Genomic DNA, 18444 nt, shown 5'->3' with positions numbered 1-18444 from the left:
ATTAATGCGTGTTCTGGGGGCGGGGCGGGTTTTGATAATTTAGTAATGGGTATCAGAGATGGTTTAGAGGCGCGCCCCTACATAATCATAATTGATTAATCGGACATGATAGAACTCCTAATATATCTTTTATTCAGTTCTTGAATTAACTTCTTCTACCGACAAACCCAACGCTTCCGCCACTTGTTCAACGGTTAAACCCATTCCTAATAATCGAGGAATAGCATCTCGTCTGGCTTGTTCTGCTTGTTCTGCACGAAGTCGTTCTTGTTCTGCACGAAGTCGTTCTTGTTCTAACATTTGACGGACTTCATTATAAGAATAAAACGGTGTATTATCCAATCGATAAATTTGCAGTTCTTCACCGGATAAATCAAACCGAATCCCCATTCTTGGACTCACCCAATTTTCTATCGGTTCGATGATTTCGAGTCCGTATTCTCCCCGCAACCAACCGTGAAGCTGCTGATTATCGGGATTATAAATATAATATTCTTCTACACCGTAACGCTCATAAAAGAGCAACTTTCGATCCATTTCCAGGCGAGAATTACTCGGAGACAAAATTTCAAATACCACTTGGGGTGCAATTCCCGCTTCTTCCCATTGTTTATAGGAACGTCTATCGCCTTTGGGTCTACCAAAAACAACCATAACATCCGGTGCATTATTTATGGTATTATTGCCTTCGATGGGATACCAAAACAAATCTCCCGCAACAAAAACGTTGGGATCGTCGCTAAATAGCCAGTCTAGATTTTGTTCGATGACTAAAATCCAACGAAACTGAATGGTGTTATTTGCCATCGGTTGACCATCACAATCGGGATAGAAGATTTCGTTTGCAGATGGGGTTGCTTGAGAAACCATAGCCACTGGGTTGTATCCTATTGATATTCATTTTAACCCGTACAAACGGCTAAAAGTTAGCCAAAAAAAAGACGTTCGGGGAGAACGCCTCTAGAATTCATTTTCAATCAAGATTTTATCTGTAGTATTCTTTGAAAGATTGATAACACTTTTCTTCGTCGTAAAGGTGACATTGATCGGTGATTTCTTTCATCAATTCCCAAGAAAAATTCTGTTCGGGATAGAGATATTCTTCCCAATTTTCTTTGATGCTGCTGTAGGCGGCACGCAGGTTATAAGATGGAATTGCGCTAGAAATGTGGTGGGGAACGTGAACGTTAATATCGTGACACATAAACTCAACCCAACCCGGATAATTGCAGTGAACGCTTCCGTGTAATTGGGCGGTTGCTTCGTGCCACTTGTCGGGAGTGCTAAACTGAATATCGGGGAAAGTGTGGTGAACTAAAGTAAAGGTACTCATCCAGAAATGGTAAACCAACCAAGGCAATAACCAAAATTTGACGAATCCCCAAATCCCTGTGGTTGCGATTAAAGTCGGAAAGGCAATCGCCGCAAATCCAATCACCACTAAAGCGGAAAACTTCACCTGTTCTCGCTGTTTGCCTTCATATTCTGGCCAGTAAAAATGGACATTAGCCCAGTGTAAAATAGAAGCCATCCACCATAACCGTCCTCGAACAAATTGATAGACAACTTGAATCGCCGGATTAAAGTTTTCGTAGACTTCAGGAGTCCAGGGGTGCCACGCATTGTCTTCACCCATTTTATTGGTGTGTTTGTGGTGGTGATTGTGGCCAATTCTCCACCCATGAAACGGATAAATGAGGGGTAAGAAGACCAAATGACCTACCAAGTCATTCACCCAACGACGATTGGCAAAAGAACGGTGGCCGCAGTCATGGCCAATCACAAAAAAACCGGTCAATGCAGTGCCGGTGAAAATCCAAGCTATAGGAAGTAAAAACCAGGGAGATAAGGCGATCGCAATGTAGCCTAAAATCACAAGACTAACATTGATAATAACCATACTCCAAGCCTTGCGTTTGTCTTTAATGAAAACTTCACGAGGTAGGGTTTTTATAATATCTCTCAAACGCAGATCGGACAGGTTCTGAGTCGATTTTAGACTCTCTGGACTTTCAATAGATAGGGTCATGGATGATTTTTCTCAGTAAAATCCTCACACCAAACTCTAGAGTTGGTGCGTTTTTAAACAGTTTTCAATTGCCAGGAATATTAACCCTGGAAAAGACTCTAACTCCCCGAGGGGAATTAAAGGCTTGACATTCAAGCTCAAAAGTAATAGCAGATGTGTTTCCCTACTGTTCTCAGCAAAGATCGTAGGGATTTACCCGATTTGACCTGTGATTTAAAATCAGGTGACACGGGTGATACTTTGTTGCCCTCTCCCAGTTTACAAGAGTAATGGGATTTGCTCAATCAAATTATACCTTTAGTGTTGGTTTAGTGTTGGTTTTGCCGGGATCTGGCGTTGAGATCCTCACCGACGGGAGCCGTCAAGCGTTGCTGCTTTAGGGTTTGCAGTTGTAACAACAGCGTGTCCACCTCGGCTTGCAGGTGAAGCAGTTTCACTTGCTGATCGACATTGTACGGACACTTGATCAAACCTAGTTGAAGGGAGCTAGAAGCAGAGGAGTTTGAAGAACGGCTAGCCTGTTTTACCGTTGCATCCAAGTTCTCGGGCCGCGATAGAGTAGATGATTGTGTTGACATCAGCAGTTGACTAGGCATCTGAATATATTTACTTACGAGATTTAACTATACCGTAACCTAAACGTAAACTCTGATTAAGAGCAGTAAAAAATCGTTTTGTTTTTCTAATCAGTTGTAATAAACACGGTAAACTGGGATTAAGAATCCCATTTAACCCCCTGTTCTGTCAACTGATCGAGGATTCTAATTCTCCCAAATACAACGGTTGACTTGTATCATATAAAATTGGATTTGTCAACTTTTTTTCCGAGTAAATCAAACCCAAAATCGAGATGACGCTGACTCTATCGCCGAATCAAGTTCAACTGAAGAACTGGCCTGGTTTAATTGAAACGTACCGCCCCTACCTCCCGGTCTCCGAAGCAACACCCGTTGTCACCTTACAAGAAGGAAATACGCCTCTACTTCCGGTTCCTTCCGTTGCCCAGATCATCGGCAAACAGGTGCAAGTTTTCGTCAAATACGACGGACTCAACCCCACAGGCAGCTTCAAAGATCGGGGGATGACAATGGCCATTTCCAAAGCCAAGGAAGAAGGATGTCAGGCCGTCATCTGCGCCAGTACCGGAAACACCTCCGCATCGGCGGCCGCCTATGCCCGACGAGCCGGATTAAAAGCCTTTGTGTTAATTCCCGATGGTTACGTGGCGATGGGAAAACTCGCCCAAGCCCTGCTCTACGGCGCCGAAGTCTTGGCCATTCAAGGGAACTTTGACCAAGCCTTAAACATCGTCCGGGACGTCTCCGAACATTATCCGGTCAAATTAGTCAATTCCGTCAACCCTTACCGCTTAGAAGGTCAAAAAACCGGAGCCTTTGAAGTGGTCGATGCTTTGGGCGATGCTCCCGACTGGCTCTGTATCCCCGTCGGCAACGCCGGCAATATTTCCGCCTACTGGATGGGATTTTGTCAATATCACAGCGAGAACCGTTGCACCCGCCTTCCCCAAATGATGGGATTTCAGGCCGCCGGTGCCGCCCCCATCGTCCAAGGTCATCCGATCGCCGCACCGGAAACCCTGGCCACCGCCATCCGCATCGGCAACCCCGCCAGTTGGAACCTGGCGATCGCCGCCCAACAAGCCAGTCAGGGAAGTTTTTCGGCTGTCACCGATGAAGAAATTTTAGCCGCTTATCGGCTTTTGGCCTCAGAAGAAGGGATATTCTGCGAACCCGCCAGCGCCGCTTCTGTCGCCGGTTTGCTCAAAGTCAAAGAGCAAGTGCCAACCGGTGCAACCATTGTCTGCGTCCTCACCGGAAACGGCCTAAAAGATCCCGGCACCGCGATCGAACACAGCAACAACCCCTTCAAACAGGGAATTGCCCCCGATATCGAAACCGTCGCCAAAGTCATGGGATTGTAAAAACCCAACGGTCTAATCCTCAGACTCCGGGGTAGACTCATCCATCGGGGGAAGCTGAGGTAAAGGCAGTTGAGTGCCTTCCGGGAGTTGAACCCATTGGGAGGAGTTCTCCTCGAAGGCCTCGGGTGGCAACAGTTCCAGTTTCGGCTTCTTTTGAACCGGATCGGCCGAGGGGGATTGACCTTGGGCTTTGGTTAACAGATCAACCGTATCGCCCAAAGCCGTTGTTAAACTGTTGCGGGTTTGCAAATGATTAGCCTTTTCCTGTTCGAGAGACTCGTTTAACTGACGAACTTGCTCCCGAGCGCGATCGCGTTCGAGCATCACTTCGACTAATTTCGCCTTTAACTCATCCTCAGAAGCCAGTCGCTCGATCTCCCGGTTGATCGCCACCTTCGATACAATTTCACTGGTCGGTATCGAAAACTTTTGTTGTAACTGTTCAAGCTGCGATCGCAAACTGGCAATCATCTCTTGATGGCGTTTGGCTTCTTCGCGCCGTTGTTGAGCTTCGGTACTATAAAGCTGACGCCACTGGTTAGCGCTGTCGAGGGCCGCATCGTGATCGCGCTGCACCTGCGTCAACTGCTGCTTTAATCGTTTGATTTCATCTAACCATTGCCGGACATCCTGAGCCATATCAAAATTTTCTGGGGACTGTTTAATAATCACATTTTAAAATGAGGATAGTTTAAGACAACGGCCTGTGTTCAACCTGATCTCGATTCATCGGCTCGTCGAACGGCTGGCGGAGCTAGTCGCCAATCTCTTAGTTGCTCTATTTTGCGGGGTTTGGGCGCTGCTCAACACCTTATTTAAACAAATGCTTCGACTGTTTGGGATCTCATCTGAGTTTAACCAAGCAAAATTGCAACAAACCTTATCTCACGCTCAACTCAAGACTTCTCTTGAGGAGGCGGCCGAGAAAACGGCAGATTTTCTGATCCTTCTCTACCGCTACCTGACCAAAATTTTCGGAAAAATCCGGGCGCGAATTTTCCGCTTTTTTGGCTTTTTTCTTTATATCAACTGGACAACAATTAAGCAAGTTGCCATCAGCACCGCCGAGCAACGCCTGAATGGTCTTTCGGCAGAAATGGCTTATAATTCCACCTTGGCGCTGTTTCCGGCGTTGCTGGCGATTATTGCGGCGATCAGTTTATCAAACTCGTTGCAGAATACCCTTGAGGAAATGGCAAGCCTTGTGGCTGTTGTTGTTCCCCAAGAAGTTCAAATTCAAATTGCCAGTGTTTGGGAACGAATGCTGATCAACAGCAGCGAAGAGGTGTTTTCCTTTAGTTTTCTGATTTCCATTTGGCTGTTTTCTGCGGTGATTGGTTCGGCGATGGTGGCCCTCAACCACATCCATCGAGTCCCGAAACATCGCCTGCGACCCTTTTGGGAAAATCGGTTAATTGCCATTGGTTTGGCGGTGGGTAGTATTTTATTACTAATAGTCGCCTGCGGGTTGGTGTTTATTAGCGATGTCGCCGTTGAAATTCTCGCCCGAAAAAGTTGTATTCTCGAAACTGTGGGAACCTGTCCCCTCGATCAAATTAAAGACTGTCTCGAACAACCGCCCGTACAGCAATGTTTGCTCGTTAAAACCCTACCTAGCACCTGGAGACAGTTGCGATGGCCGATCGCTTTGGGCATTATGGCGACCAATTTTGCCTTGATTTATCGCTTTGGCCCGAGCCAACGAAAAGCGGAAACGCCGATTGTTCCCGGAGCAATTTTAGCCGCGATTTCTTGGGCGGTGATTTCTAATTTATTTCGCCTGTATGTTGCCCATTTTGGCAATTATAACCTCACTTACGGCGCGATTGGAGCGTTTATTATTTTGCTGTTGTGGCTTTATATTAGTTCGTTGATTATGCTGATCGGCGCTCAAGTTAATGTTACCGTCGGCGAAGCCATGCAACGCCGAAAATCTATCCCCAGACTTCCTCCGGCAAATCTTCCCTGAACCCGATTAGACTTGATTTGCATCGGACTGTCGCTGCGGAATTTCAATGATAAATTCTGTACCTTCGCCCAATGTTGAAATACAATTTAATTGACCTCGGTGACGTTCGACGACAATTTGATAACTAATTGCCAAACCCAATCCCGTTCCTTTCCCAACGGGTTTGGTGGTAAAAAACGGATCGAAAATCTGTTTTTGTACCTGTTCGCTCATGCCGATGCCGTTGTCAGCGATGCGAATTCGCACCGTTTTATTGATTGTTGTTTCTGTCGTAATGGTCATTTGTGGGGGTACGTCAGGCTTTTGTTGTCTGCTTCTCAGGGCATCAATTCCATTAGAAATAATATTCATCAAGACCTGATTAAGCTGCCCCGGATAACACTCGATTTTCGGCAAATTTCCATAGTTTTTTATCACTTCAATAGCGGGAGCATCGGGTTTTGCTTTCAGGTTATTGTGCAGAATCATTAAAGTTGAGTCAATGCCATCATGGATATTAACTAATTTTACATCCGCTTCATCTAACCGAGAAAAATTTCGTAAAGATTCAACAATTTCTTTGATTCTAATTGCTCCTACTTGCATCGAATTTAACAGTTTTGGTAAGTCTTAAATTAAAAACTCTAAATCAACTTGTTCAATGATATTTTGAATAAAGGCATCCGGTTCGGGATAACACTGCTGATAAGCCTCAATCACATTTAATAAATCTTCTGCATATTCTTGAGCGTGGGCAATATTACCATAAATAAAGTTAACCGGATTATTAATTTCGTGAGCCACCCCCGCCACTAACTGTCCTAAACTCGACATTTTTTCCGTCTGAATGAGTTGGGCTTGGGTTTGTTTTAAGCGTTTCAACGTGTTGGCTAAATCTTGATTTTTTTCATGGAGTTCTTGAGTTCGTTGCTCTACTTTTTGTTCGAGAGTTTGGTTGGCGGTTTCTAATTCGGCTTTGGCTGTTGTTAAATTTTCGTAGAGTCGAGCATTTTCTAAAGAGATGGCGGCTTGAGTTGTAATTAACTCTAAAATTTCTAAACGTTCGGGAGTGAAAGCAGCCGTGATTAAGTTATTTTCTAAATACAAAATTCCAATAATTTGATTTTGCTTGGCAATAGGACAACATAAAACGGACTTCGGTTTTTGCTGTTCTAAGTAAACATCGTTCATCCAACTGGCTTGGGTGGCTGCATCTTCAAAGACCAAAGCATCTGAAGTTCGCCAAACATAATGAATTAATGCTTGGGGAATTTTGGTGCAGTTTTCTATCTCTACAGAAAGGTGCTGAAAAGATTCTAATGACCCAGATTGATCCCGTGAAGAACGAGGGGGAGCATAGGCGATCGCTTCTAAGATTAACTGCTCCTCTTTGTATTCGATTAAAGCACATTTTTGCGCCCCGGCATTTTCAATTGCCAATTGCATTAAAGTTGAAAGTAGATTCTCTAATTTAATCTCGCTCGAAAGGGCTTGACACGCTTTTATGACTGTGGTTGAATCCAGAAAACTGTAGGTTCTACTACTGGTAGAATTGCTTGAACATCCAGTTGATGAAATTGAACTATAACTGAGAAGATCCTCGCCTTCATTATCCCGAACTAAAATCGGAGCGAGTAATTCCGGATAATGTTGTTCTAGATGTTGAACTTTTGCTGTTGCTCCCCAAGCAATATAACCATAGTAAGCTTCGATCAAATAAGTTTGAGCAACTTTAGTTTTTCCCCAGTTCAAATAAAATCTTGCTGCGAGTTCGTTGGCGAGCGCTTCTTCTTGAATGTATTGATTTTCTTTTGCCAAACTAATAGCCCGATCAAAAGCTTCAATAGCTTCTATTTTTTGCCCTTGAACGCGATAAAATTCGGCTTCGACCAAATGGTATTTATGCAAGTAGTTCATCGGAGCGTGATCCGCCCAGTTTTGTATTTTTTCCTGAAATTGAATCACTGTAGTTTCAATTTTTTGCTGTTGAGTTGAAGACGCACTAGAATACACCGCTAACTGAGCCAAACAACTGTAGAAATAGAAAACAGGTATCCAAGGTTGTCCAACTACACCTTCGAGAAAGGGTTCCGCATTTTCTAACAAAATTACAGCTTCTTCTGGCTGTAAAAACAAATAATACAAAATGGCTTTTAATATATAAAAGTTTGCCAAAGCGTAAAGATCATTATTGGATTGATAAAGAGATAGAATTTTTTCCTCATCCTCCTGCCGTTGCATGAAAGAATTCAGAGGTTGATCGCTACTCTCCATTAAACTAAAGATGTGGTTGAGATAAAGTTGAATATTATTTAATGAATTTTTTTGTTTAATCTTCGTTAAAGAAGCTTGATAAATATTCAGGCTTTCTTTTAATTCAACCAGAGATACACCCCCAAAATAAGAATAATAAGAATGGGCAACAATCGCATAACCTGCCGTTTCTAATTCTCCCGTTTCTATTCCCAGAGAATACACTTCATACAGGGGAGAAAATGAGTTTCGTAAGTGTTCTTTCCAATGGGTGATAAATGTGTAAATAATCTGCCAAGTTTTGGTTTTAAGTTCTTTCGCTCGAAAGCGTTCTAAAACATGGAGAGCCAATTGAGCAAACTGATAACCTTCTTCAATTTTATTTTCTTGTCCACACAAAATCAAGCCATAAGAAGCATAAGCAAACGCTGAAGTTGCCGTATTACCCCGTTCAACAGATAAATTAACTTGTTTTAATACCGTTATCGGCATTAAATTTGGAACTGAAATATAAGCCGCACCCCAAACTCTAGCCAGAAGCCGCATTGCAGATAGATGTATTTCTTCTGTCATTTCAGGTAAATGAACCAGACTTTCAATTGAAGTTTCTGCTAACTTCATTTGCGTGTAATTAATTTCTCTCTGCACGTCAGACTGACTCGGTTGCTTGGGTAAATGAATTCCTAAAAGTTCTAAAGCAATCAGTGTTGTCTCAACCGCTTCTAAAAGTCTATTTTGAGCCGCAAGAGATTGAATTAACACTTCATAAACCTTGACTTTTTTTAAGGGATTTTCTGTGTGTTTTAGTACAATTTCAATCAAATGATCCATGCGCTCTAAATCTCCTTTTAAAAAGGCAGTTTCAACCGCTTCTACATGGAGTTTATAGGTTAATTCAGAGCATTTATTCCACCCTTGAGATGCAATCAACTCCAGTCCGACTTCTGCATAATTCATGGCGGCCGCATACGCTGTAGAATTCTTGGCTTTTTGAGCGGATTTTAAATTTAATTGGGCCAGTTCTACCTTTTCTGTTGTTGTAGACAGGATGTGTTTTCCCTGATTCAAATGATTGACGATATCAAAAATTTTTTCTTCTTGAGAGTCCGAGGAAAAACTCTGTAATAAAAGCCTACCCATATTCAGATGAATCGAGGCTTTTTGGTCTTCTGGAATTAGCGAATAAGCCGCTTGTTGAACTCGGTCGTGTAAAAAATGATAACTCGGATTATACTGTTGTTGAAGAGTTAATTGTAGGCTATCATCGCCGTCTAGCTGATAAAATTTATAGGTTTCATCTTCGGGTAAAATTAACCCTTCTTGTAAGGCTATCCACAAGAATGAAGCCGCTTCTGACCGAGTTTTATCTGAAATAATTGCCAAGGTTGCCAAATCAAATTGGTTCCCCATACAAGCGGCAAGCTGCAAAACTTCCAGGCTTTCTTGGGGTAACTTTTTAAGCTGAATCGCAATTAATTCAATAATATCTCGATTTTCAGCTAAAACTTGAATCGGGTTCAGTTTATATTGCCATTCCTCTTGTTTTAAATTATAAAAAATCAATCCTTCCGCCTGAATATATTTCAGAAAATGAGCCGCAAAAAAGGGATTTCCTTGAGTTTTATATTCAACCTGTTCGGTCAGGGGTAATGCTTTCTCTAGAGAACAATTCAAAGTATCCGCCACCAACTGATTTAACGCCGAGCCAGATAATGGCTGTAAGGTAATTTGATTGACGGGAACTCCCAATTTATTGATATTTTCAAGGGTATGAATCAGAGGATGAGATGAATTGACTTCATTATCTCGATAGGAACCAATAAATAAACAACAAGGTTCGATCAGTTCGGTCAGCAATTGTATTAACTGCAATGAAGCCAAATCAGCCCATTGTAAATCATCCAAAAAAATCACCAAAGGATGTTCGACTTGAGCAAATACACTAATAAACTTTTGAAATAATAAATTAAACCGATTTTGAGTTGCAGAAAATGACAGTTCGGTAACGGGAGGTTGTTCGCCGATTAATCGTTCTAACTCGGGAATTACATCCACTAAAACCCGTGCTTCTTGTCCCAACGCTTGTTTTAATTTTGCGGTAATCGCTGCAACTTTATGTTCCGGTTCGCTCAAAATCTGCTTGATTAAATTCTGTAAAGCACCAATCCAAGCCGAGAAGGGAATATCTCGTTGATATTGGTCAAATTTACCCGAGATAAAATACCCTTTTTTCTCAACAATGGGTTTGTGAATTTCGTTAACTAAAGCTGACTTTCCAATTCCCGAAAAACCGCTGACAAGCATCAATTCTAATCGGGACTTATCCCGCTTGGTTTTTCGTTGAGATGAGCCAGCAACTCTTTCAAAAGCACCCAATAAGGTTTCAACTTCCCGATCTCGACCATAAATTTTTTCTGAAATTAAAAAGCGGTCGTTAACTTCGTTTTTAGCCAAATAAAAAGTTTCTATCGCACCTGTTTTTTGCAACAATGACAAACATTTTTGTAAATCTTTTTTCAATCCCAATGCAGTTTGATATCGAGATTCTGGCATTTTTGACATCAACTTCAAGACCAGAGCATTAATCGCTTCAGGAAGATTAGAATTGAGTTCACTCAGCGGTCTGGGTTCACGAGCAATATGACTGTGAATCAACTCCATTGGATCGTTAGCAATAAAGGGGAGTTGACCGGTTAACAACTGATAAAACGTCACCCCAAGGGAATAGAAATCGCTGCGATAATCAATTCCTCGGTTCATCCGTCCGGTTTGTTCCGGTGACAGATAAGCCAGTGTTCCTTCTAAACGATTAGGGCTGCGAATTTCGGCGATTTGTTTGGGGAGTTGGGACCCACAACTAAAGTCAATCAGTTGAATCTTTTGAGTTTGAGGATTTATAATAATATTGTGAGGTTTAATATCTTTATGAATAATTTGATGGTGGTGCAACTGTTCTAAAATTTCCGCCAGTTGTAGCGCAATTTGCAGAAATTCTGTTAAACTATTGGTATCATTTCCCCAGTGAATACCCCGTTGATTCAGGTATTGGCTCAAAGAAATTCCGCCAAAATCTTCCATCACCAACATTAAACGTTGATCGACGGGTTCGAGAGCCAACATTTTCACCACTCCCGGTAAATCTAAATGGGCGATTAAGGCGTAAGCGTTACGATATTGAGCCAGTTCACTAAAAGTTGGATAGAGATGACGACAGAGTTTGACAACCACCGGTTTTTGATCCGCTTCTCGGAACCCACGATAAATTAATGTACGGAAGCTGACATAAATTTGCTTGTGGAAGTGGTAGCCAGTGACGGGTTTCATAAAACATTAATCCCAGAAGTCAATATTATTATTTTAGTGAACTCCTGAGAAAACTTTTTCGGGTTGCCAGGGGCGCGATCGCTTAAAATTAAAGGTAGAGGAGGTTAACTCCTCCCCTACCGTGAAAAAATATTAAGCTGACTCAAGACAGTTTAAACTTATTTAAGGCGCATCATCATCGTGAGCAAACCGATTATAAAGGAAATCTAACGCATAGTTGCGAAGATCATAATACACCGGATCTTCCATGATTTGAGTGCGATCGCGAGGACGTTCAAAGGGAATTTCTAACACTTCGCCAATCGTTGCATGAGGCCCATTTGTCATCATTACCAAGCGATTCGCCAGGAATAAAGCTTCATCAATATCGTGAGTAATCATCAACACCGTACAGCGATGATCGTTCCAAATTTTCAGCAATTCTTCCTGCAATTCTTCTTTGGTAATCGCATCTAACGCCCCAAACGGTTCATCTAAAATCAACACCTCAGGACGAATCGCTAACGCCCGGGCGATCGCCGCCCGTTGTTTCATTCCCCCCGAAATTTGAGTGGGTTTTTTATCAGCCGCTTCAGCCAGTCCAACTAAAGCCAAATGATCTCGAACAACTGCCCGTTTTACTGCTTCTGGCATATCGGGATAAACCGCATTAACCGCTAAATAAACATTATCAAAAACACTACGCCAGGGCAATAACGCATAGTTTTGAAACACCACCATTCGATCCGGGCCAGGTACTTTAATCACTTCACCCTCTAACAAAACCCTGCCGTGAGTGGGTTGATTAAACCCGGAAACCATATTCAAAAGCGTTGATTTTCCGCAACCGGAGTGACCAATTACACAGATAAATTCACCTTCGTCTACCGTGAAGTTAATATTTTCTAAAACCGTATAAGGACCTTTCGGAGTAGGATAAATTTTGGAGACATTTTCAAAGCTCAAAAAAGCTTGAGGATTCGTTTGGGGTTTGACGGAAACTTTAGTTTGAGAGACCATTGTCCGTTGAGGACTCCTAACGGGTGTGTTCATAGAATAATACCTGAGATTGTTACTAATTTTTTGACTCGGTGCAAATCGTGGATGAATTTCGGTTGTGTGGGAAAAAGGGCGGATTCATATCAGTTATCAGTTATGAAGTGACCAGTTTTTACAGTTATCAGTTATCACCGGTCACTTGGTCGGTCACGGGTTACTGAAAACCCTGTTCCCTGTTTTCACTGGTCACTGATCACTGATCACTGTTCACTGTTAAGCCGCTGTGCGTCGTGGAGAATCGAGATGAATTTCAGCCATCGTGAAATCTCGTTTAATCGCTAAACTATTGAGATAACCGAGGGGATCTTCTGTTGTAAAACGAGTACCATCAAACAACTTAATTTCACCGCGAGTATAACTAATTTCAGACAAGCCCAATTCACGAGCGGCTGTACTAAACACCCCAACCTCACAAATGCGTTCGAGAATTTCCACCCAGTTCCGAGGAAAGGGAGTATGCCCCCAACGGGCCATCTGTACCATGTGCCAAAGTTGCTCTGTACGACTCGGACGGTTAACGCCGTTGCCAAAAAACAGATGATGAGCAAAGGAAGATAGGGTAGAATCCAAAGGACAGCTAGCCGCTTCCGATTCCTGGAGTTGAATGTACTCTATCGGAGTTCCCACATATTCCCGACTGGCGAGAATATGACGAATTTCTTCACTATTTGCCGGATCTGCACAATATTGTCCGGCTTCTAACAGCGCCTTGACCAAAGCAATGTGAGTATTCGGATAAGTATTCGCCCAGTCTTCGCGCACACCCAACACCTTACCGGGATGTCCGGGCCAAATTTCCAAATCCGTCGCCACGATAAACCCGACATTTTCCTTCGACGCCCGCAGGTTCCAGGGTTCACCGACACAGAATCCATCAATACTGCCGGCTTTCAAGTCTACCACCATTTGCGCCGGGGGAATGGTTTGCAGGTTGACATCGATATCGGGATCAATACCCCCTGATGCCAACCAGTACCGCAACAATAGGTTGTGCATAGAAGCCGGATGCACCATTCCCATCCGGTGGGGTTCGCCTCTCGAAGACAGCAACATTTTGCGGAAGTCGGCCAAGGTGCGAATGCCTTGGTCATAAAAGCGGCGACACAGGGTAATGGCGTTACCGTTGCGGGTCATGGTGAGGGCGGTAACAACGGCGATCGGTTTTTCGTTGTAGCCCCCCAAACTCAACCACAGGGGCATTCCTGAGGGCATTTGCCCCGCATCTAAGTAGCCGCCCACCATCCCATCGCTAATTCCTCGCCAACTGGTTTCGCGCACCAGGCTGACTTCATCAAGACCGTGTTTGGCAAACAATCCTTTTTCTTTGGCAACCGCCAGGGGCGCACAGGCACTCAGGGGAACGAAGCCAATATCGAGGTTAACTTTTTCTAAGCCGTGACGGGCGATCGCAGCAGTTTTTCTGGCCCGCATTTTTTTGATGCGTTTTTGTTGGTTGAGGAAGTAGATCATCTCGCTGCGGAGACTGTAGTAACTGGGATGTTCTACCACTTGCATCCGTTTGCGGGGGCGGGGAATATCGACTTCTAAAATTTGACCGATATTCGATTTCGGCCCGTTGGTCAACATCACAATCCGATCGGATAATAACACCGCTTCATCGACATCGTGCGTCACCATCAAGGCGGTAATGCAGTTTTCTTGGCAAATTTTCATCAGTTGTTCCTGCAAGTTCCCCCGAGTCAGGGCATCTAACGCCCCGAAGGGTTCATCGAGAAGCAGGAGTTTCGGGCGCAGGGCCAAAGCACGGGCGATCGCCACCCGCTGTTTCATCCCCCCGGAGAGTTGGGCGGGGTATTTATCAACGGCGTGTCGCAGTCCCACCAGATCGATGTGGCTTTCGATGATGCCGCGACGTTCTCCGGCCGGCATTCCCTCCATCACCGAGTTGACGGCTAGAGCAATATTTTCGCGGACTGTCCGCCAGGGAAGCAAGGAATAGTTTTGGAATACAACCATGCGATCGGGGCCGGGTTGGGTGATGCGTTGTCCTTCGATGGTGACAATTCCTTCGGTGGGATGATCTAACCCGGCGACCATATTTAACAGGGTTGATTTTCCACAGCCGGAGTGACCAATTAAGGAGATAAATTCACCCACTTTGATTTGCAGATCTATTCCTTTGAGGGCGATATATTCTCCTCCGCCGGATAGGGGAAAGGTTTTACCCAGTTGTTCGACATCAATTAATGTTTCCATCGTTTTTTCTGTGAGTTTTTGGTTTGATGAATCGTTTTTAGTAGGGGCGTATGGCATACGCCCTCACCTGTTTTTTCAAAGAATGCTGAGGTTTTAAAGCGCAACTACGGACTTATTTCGATAAATCCTGAAGCGTTTAACTTCACATTCCAAATCCTGAGTTGGGGGACAGAATTAAGAATGAACAGAGCAACTTCTAAACTCCTGAACTTCTGAACTTATCAATTATTTCTGTCCGGGAATGATCGCTTGTTGTAACCAAGCCACACTGCGATCGAGTAATAAACCTACACCACCGATATAAATGACGGCTAAGATAATTTCACTGATGTAGTTTTGTTGGTAAGCATCCCAAATAAAGAAGCCAATTCCGACAATACCTGACATGACAATTTCCGCCGCAATAATCGCCAACCACGCCAAACCGATCGCAATTCTCAAACCTGTAAAGATGTAGGGTAAAGCGGAAGGAAAGAGAATATTGATATAATATTCTTTGCGAGTGAGTTGTAAAACACGGGCGACGTTATTGTAATCTTCGGGGATTTGTTTAACGCCTTCTTTGGTGTTAATTAAAATCGGCCAAACGCAGGTAATAAAGATTACGAAGATCGCCGCAGGTTGGTTTTGTTGGAGGGCAACGAGGGCAATTGGAACCCACGCCAACGGTGCAACCATTCGTAAGAACTGAAAAATCGGATCTAAGGCTTTGTCAATCACCGGGTTTGTACCGACTAAAATGCCCGTACTAATCCCCACGATTGCCGCGAGAGAATAACCTTGAGCCACACGCATTAAACTGGCTAAAGTTTGCCAAAATAAACCTTTATCTAATCCCCCCCGATCGTAAAACGGATACATTAATAAAATCCGAGTCCGTTCGTTTGTCCACACGCTCAGAGGCCCCGGTAGACGAGTGATTCCCGTCGATGAAAGCAGTTGCCAGATAGCCAGAAAGGACAAAATTCCGATCAGGGGAGGAAGAATATCTTTAGAATGTTTTTTCCAGTAAGAAAGAATAGAATCAACAGGACTATTTCCGGTTGGTTTATTTCCAATAGTGCTCGTCATGGTCTTGAAACTCCTTGGTTTTTAAGGGTTGAGATTTGGTAAGTTTAATGCTACAATCAGAGGGGTTTCTTTAGACTTTTTAAAGTTAACCAATTCTTCTCTTTTCTGACCCCTCTAGTTCAGAAAGATTGAATTGAATTAAATTGGGAATGAAAATGGATTAAATCCGTTTCACTTGCAGGCTATTGAGGTAAGCTTCCGGCTTTTCGGGGTCGAATTGCACCCCATCAAAGAATTTTTCAACGCCGCGAGAAGTGCTGGTCGGAATACCTGAAAAACCTGCTTCTTGGGCGGCTTCTCGCCAAAGATCTTCCCGGTTTACCCGATCAATTACCTGTTTGGCTTGGTCAAAATCTTTGAAATAGTTATTGTGGAAACCCCAACGCATGGTTTCTGTTAAGAACCACAGATCGTGACTCTTATAGGGATAAGAAACATTTCCAACCGGATCGGTCCAGTACAACGGCCCCATATTAAAGTCTTGAATGGCAGGTTTTTCATCGCCCATTGCATAGCTACCTTGATAGGGCGGAGTCAACACATCAACGGGAACGTTAAAGTAGTTTCGTCCGGAAACAATCTGCACCAATTCCGGCCTATTTTCTACTTTATCGCACCACTGTTGAGCTTCCATCAAACCTTTGAGTAAGGCTTTGGTTGCTTTCGGATTTTGATCGACCCAATCTGCACGAATCCCCAAATATTCTTCGGGATGGAACGGCCAAATTTCGCTGGTAATACAAGCCATAAAACCGATATCATCCGCGACAATTCGATAAGGCCAAGGATCGCCCGTACTAAAGGCATCCATTGTTCCATTTCTCATCCCTTGAACGGTTTCTGCCGGAGGCACCGCCAGCAAGTCAATATCGGTATCGGGATTCACGCCACCTGCGGCAAACCAATAGCGAATCCAGAAGTCTTGGTTCACGTTGGGGAAGGTGTGAGCGGCTTTGAATTTCCGGCCGTTTGTTGACGGGAAACCTTTAATATAATCTGCCGCATTGGTTGTATTAAGACCCAATCCTTTTCCGGTATGAATTCCCGAAATTGCCACCCCATTTCCATTGGTATTTAATTGGGCTAAAACATACATGGGGACTTTTTTACCGTCGGTAATCAAGCCTTCGGAAATTAAGTGCGGCATCGGCATTTGCCACTGTCCGCCGTCAATTCCTCCCCCTTGGGAACCAATGGTAACGTTATCCCGTGCGGATGCCCAGTTTGCTTGTTTGGAAAGTTCTACATCGGTCATTCCGTACTTAGCAAAAAAGCCTTTTTCTTTGGCAATGACTAACGCCGCCGATTCTACAATGGGTATGAAACCGAGTTTAACGGCTGTGGTTTCCGGTTGCATTCCGGAATCAATATTCGCCGCAGGTACCGCTGCGGTTGGAGAGACTTGAGTTGTGGTTCCGGCATTGGGATCGGGGGGATTTCCTAAACAACCTTTCAGGAATATTGAACCCATTGCCGAAGCACCGGCAGTCAGCAAAAATTTTCTTCGAGAGTGGGGGCGATTAAAATCAGACATAGAATCTCCTGGCAGCCTGCCAAATTATTTGAATTGGGCTGTTAAATTGATTGAGCTTAATTTTTTGTTTTCTCGAATTCAATTGTGAAAATCGACAAAAATTGATAGATTTTCACTAAAAAAGAAAACAAGACTATCTATCAAGAAGCGGGTTTGTCTGAGACGTTTAACCCTAGTGCTTCTCAGAAATGAAAAATCAAAGCTGGTCCTGAAAGTAATTAATAAAGTAAGAGGAAGTCAATTAAGACTTTTCTTAATCTTTTAGTTTACAGGTTTTTTTAAAAAAGTCACTACCCCATCTGCCCAAAACAGCAATGAATTTTCAATCAGACTGATAAGCTATTACTTATAGGTGGCCCGGAGTTGCTGACAGAAGCCCGAGCAATGCCATGTAAATTATTGTAAATATCAGCTACACTTATCGCTACTGGCGATCGCAGTCAGATTCAAGCCGATCGCGCAGCAGTATATTATATATAGTGAGTGTCCGCTGTATAGTGGTGAACAATTGACCGCCGTCGCCCTCCGAGATCGAACACCATTCTGGCGACTGTTATAAATAGTCGGATGTCATGTTTTGAAAAATTAGCTCTTTCAGCTTTTTGATAAAGATTCTAATTAACTTGTACCTCCCTTCACCCGGAGGATGAGGACAAAAAAACGGGCAACTCCTGTATTTTCCGCCGTAGAGAACCCGCTTTTCTTGAGTGATAAAGGATTGGAGAATGTCAAAAGCATCTCGATCTATACGCCAACATAATTGAGACTTATTTTCAATAAAATCCCGGATGCGATCGCCGGAAACCCACTGTTATTGTGACTGTATATCATCTAAAATCTCTAGAGTTCCGGGGAACGGCGGGGGTTAACTCCAGCTACATTTTGAGTGCTATTCGGTTGTGAATATATCATATTTTGTGCCGAAAAACTATCTCTATACAAAACTTGACATTGCAAAGAGTTAAAATGCTTTAAACCCTTTTCTAAAGGGCGTTTTATCAGTTATATTTCCTATTGAAAGTCCCGAAAAATCGCGCTTTTGTTACAAAGGAAACCGAAGGCGATCAAAAGCTAAATTTTCCTAAAAA

Annotated in this window: 12 protein-coding genes; 2 read left to right on the top strand and 10 right to left on the bottom strand. The window is 43.4% G+C overall.

Annotated elements, in window-relative coordinates:
* Positions 1-129 precede the first annotated feature (129 nt).
* The 3 genes from ACL6C3_RS17575 to ACL6C3_RS17565 all read right to left on the bottom strand — a co-directional run bounded on the left by ACL6C3_RS17575 (position 130) and on the right by ACL6C3_RS17565 (position 2607).
* Positions 130-870 carry a Uma2 family endonuclease gene (locus ACL6C3_RS17575; protein ID WP_413168357.1) on the bottom strand — a complete coding sequence of 247 codons (741 nt, stop codon included), beginning with the start codon at positions 868-870 and terminating at the stop codon, positions 130-132.
* Between the two features lie 115 nt (positions 871-985).
* Positions 986-2029, bottom strand: a complete 1044-nt coding sequence (locus tag ACL6C3_RS17570) for a fatty acid desaturase (RefSeq protein WP_413160264.1) — start codon at positions 2027-2029, stop codon at positions 986-988.
* Positions 2030-2337: 308 nt separating this feature from the next.
* Positions 2338-2607: a hypothetical protein gene (locus ACL6C3_RS17565; RefSeq protein WP_413160262.1), complete on the bottom strand. Its 270-nt coding sequence runs from the start codon at positions 2605-2607 to the stop codon at positions 2338-2340.
* Between the two features lie 272 nt (positions 2608-2879).
* Here ACL6C3_RS17565 and thrC point away from each other — a divergent pair, with 272 nt between their 5' ends.
* Complete coding sequence (thrC, locus tag ACL6C3_RS17560; RefSeq protein WP_413160260.1) at positions 2880-3971, top strand: threonine synthase; 1092 nt, start codon at positions 2880-2882, stop codon at positions 3969-3971.
* Positions 3972-3983: 12 nt separating this feature from the next.
* Here thrC and ACL6C3_RS17555 read toward each other — a convergent pair whose 3' ends face one another.
* Positions 3984-4610, bottom strand: a complete 627-nt coding sequence (locus ACL6C3_RS17555; protein WP_413160259.1) for a hypothetical protein — start codon at positions 4608-4610, stop codon at positions 3984-3986.
* Positions 4611-4677: 67 nt separating this feature from the next.
* Between ACL6C3_RS17555 and ACL6C3_RS17550 the strand changes: the two genes are divergently transcribed.
* On the top strand, positions 4678-5940 hold the full coding sequence (locus ACL6C3_RS17550; protein ID WP_413160257.1) for a YihY/virulence factor BrkB family protein: 1263 nt from the start codon (positions 4678-4680) through the stop codon (positions 5938-5940).
* 6 nt (positions 5941-5946) lie between these two features.
* On the opposite strand, the gene ACL6C3_RS17545 is transcribed toward ACL6C3_RS17550, so the two are convergent.
* The 6 genes from ACL6C3_RS17545 to ACL6C3_RS17520 form a co-directional block, all read right to left on the bottom strand.
* A complete protein-coding gene (locus tag ACL6C3_RS17545) occupies positions 5947-6525 on the bottom strand; it encodes a sensor histidine kinase (protein WP_413160255.1) in 579 nt (192 codons plus the stop codon).
* A gap of 24 nt (positions 6526-6549) precedes the next feature.
* A complete protein-coding gene (locus ACL6C3_RS17540; RefSeq protein WP_413160253.1) occupies positions 6550-11496 on the bottom strand; it encodes an AAA family ATPase in 4947 nt (1648 codons plus the stop codon).
* Between the two features lie 162 nt (positions 11497-11658).
* Positions 11659-12495, bottom strand: coding sequence for a nitrate ABC transporter ATP-binding protein (locus ACL6C3_RS17535; protein WP_413168356.1), 837 nt, complete (start codon positions 12493-12495; stop codon positions 11659-11661).
* 252 nt (positions 12496-12747) lie between these two features.
* Positions 12748-14751, bottom strand: a complete 2004-nt coding sequence (locus ACL6C3_RS17530) for a nitrate ABC transporter ATP-binding protein (RefSeq protein WP_413160251.1) — start codon at positions 14749-14751, stop codon at positions 12748-12750.
* 225 nt (positions 14752-14976) lie between these two features.
* Positions 14977-15822, bottom strand: a complete 846-nt coding sequence (gene ntrB, locus ACL6C3_RS17525) for a nitrate ABC transporter permease (RefSeq protein ID WP_413160250.1) — start codon at positions 15820-15822, stop codon at positions 14977-14979.
* 160 nt (positions 15823-15982) lie between these two features.
* Positions 15983-17356, bottom strand: coding sequence for a CmpA/NrtA family ABC transporter substrate-binding protein (locus ACL6C3_RS17520; RefSeq protein ID WP_413160248.1), 1374 nt, complete (start codon positions 17354-17356; stop codon positions 15983-15985).
* Between the last annotated feature and the right edge of the window lie 1088 nt (positions 17357-18444).

Origin of the sequence: Capilliphycus salinus ALCB114379 (assembly GCF_047276495.1) — a bacterium.
GTDB classification, from domain to species: domain Bacteria; phylum Cyanobacteriota; class Cyanobacteriia; order Cyanobacteriales; family Microcoleaceae; genus Capilliphycus; species Capilliphycus salinus.
The sequence above is the reverse complement of the archived record's forward strand: the minus strand, read 5'-3'. Positions and strand labels throughout refer to the sequence as shown.

Bases quoted from the DNA above. Each gene is read 5' to 3' on its own strand.
- ACL6C3_RS17575 (WP_413168357.1), bottom strand. From the start codon at position 870: ATGGTTTCTCAAGCAACCCCATCTGCAAACGAAATCTTCTATCCCGAT.
- ACL6C3_RS17570 (WP_413160264.1), bottom strand. From the start codon at position 2,029: ATGACCCTATCTATTGAAAGTCCAGAGAGTCTAAAATCGACTCAGAAC.
- ACL6C3_RS17565 (WP_413160262.1), bottom strand. From the start codon at position 2,607: ATGTCAACACAATCATCTACTCTATCGCGGCCCGAGAACTTGGATGCA.
- thrC (WP_413160260.1), top strand. From the start codon at position 2,880: ATGACGCTGACTCTATCGCCGAATCAAGTTCAACTGAAGAACTGGCCT.
- ACL6C3_RS17555 (WP_413160259.1), bottom strand. From the start codon at position 4,610: ATGGCTCAGGATGTCCGGCAATGGTTAGATGAAATCAAACGATTAAAG.
- ACL6C3_RS17545 (WP_413160255.1), bottom strand. From the start codon at position 6,525: ATGCAAGTAGGAGCAATTAGAATCAAAGAAATTGTTGAATCTTTACGA.
- ACL6C3_RS17540 (WP_413160253.1), bottom strand. From the start codon at position 11,496: ATGAAACCCGTCACTGGCTACCACTTCCACAAGCAAATTTATGTCAGC.
- ACL6C3_RS17535 (WP_413168356.1), bottom strand. From the start codon at position 12,495: ATGGTCTCTCAAACTAAAGTTTCCGTCAAACCCCAAACGAATCCTCAA.
- ACL6C3_RS17530 (WP_413160251.1), bottom strand. From the start codon at position 14,751: ATGGAAACATTAATTGATGTCGAACAACTGGGTAAAACCTTTCCCCTA.
- ntrB (WP_413160250.1), bottom strand. From the start codon at position 15,822: ATGACGAGCACTATTGGAAATAAACCAACCGGAAATAGTCCTGTTGAT.
- ACL6C3_RS17520 (WP_413160248.1), bottom strand. From the start codon at position 17,356: ATGTCTGATTTTAATCGCCCCCACTCTCGAAGAAAATTTTTGCTGACT.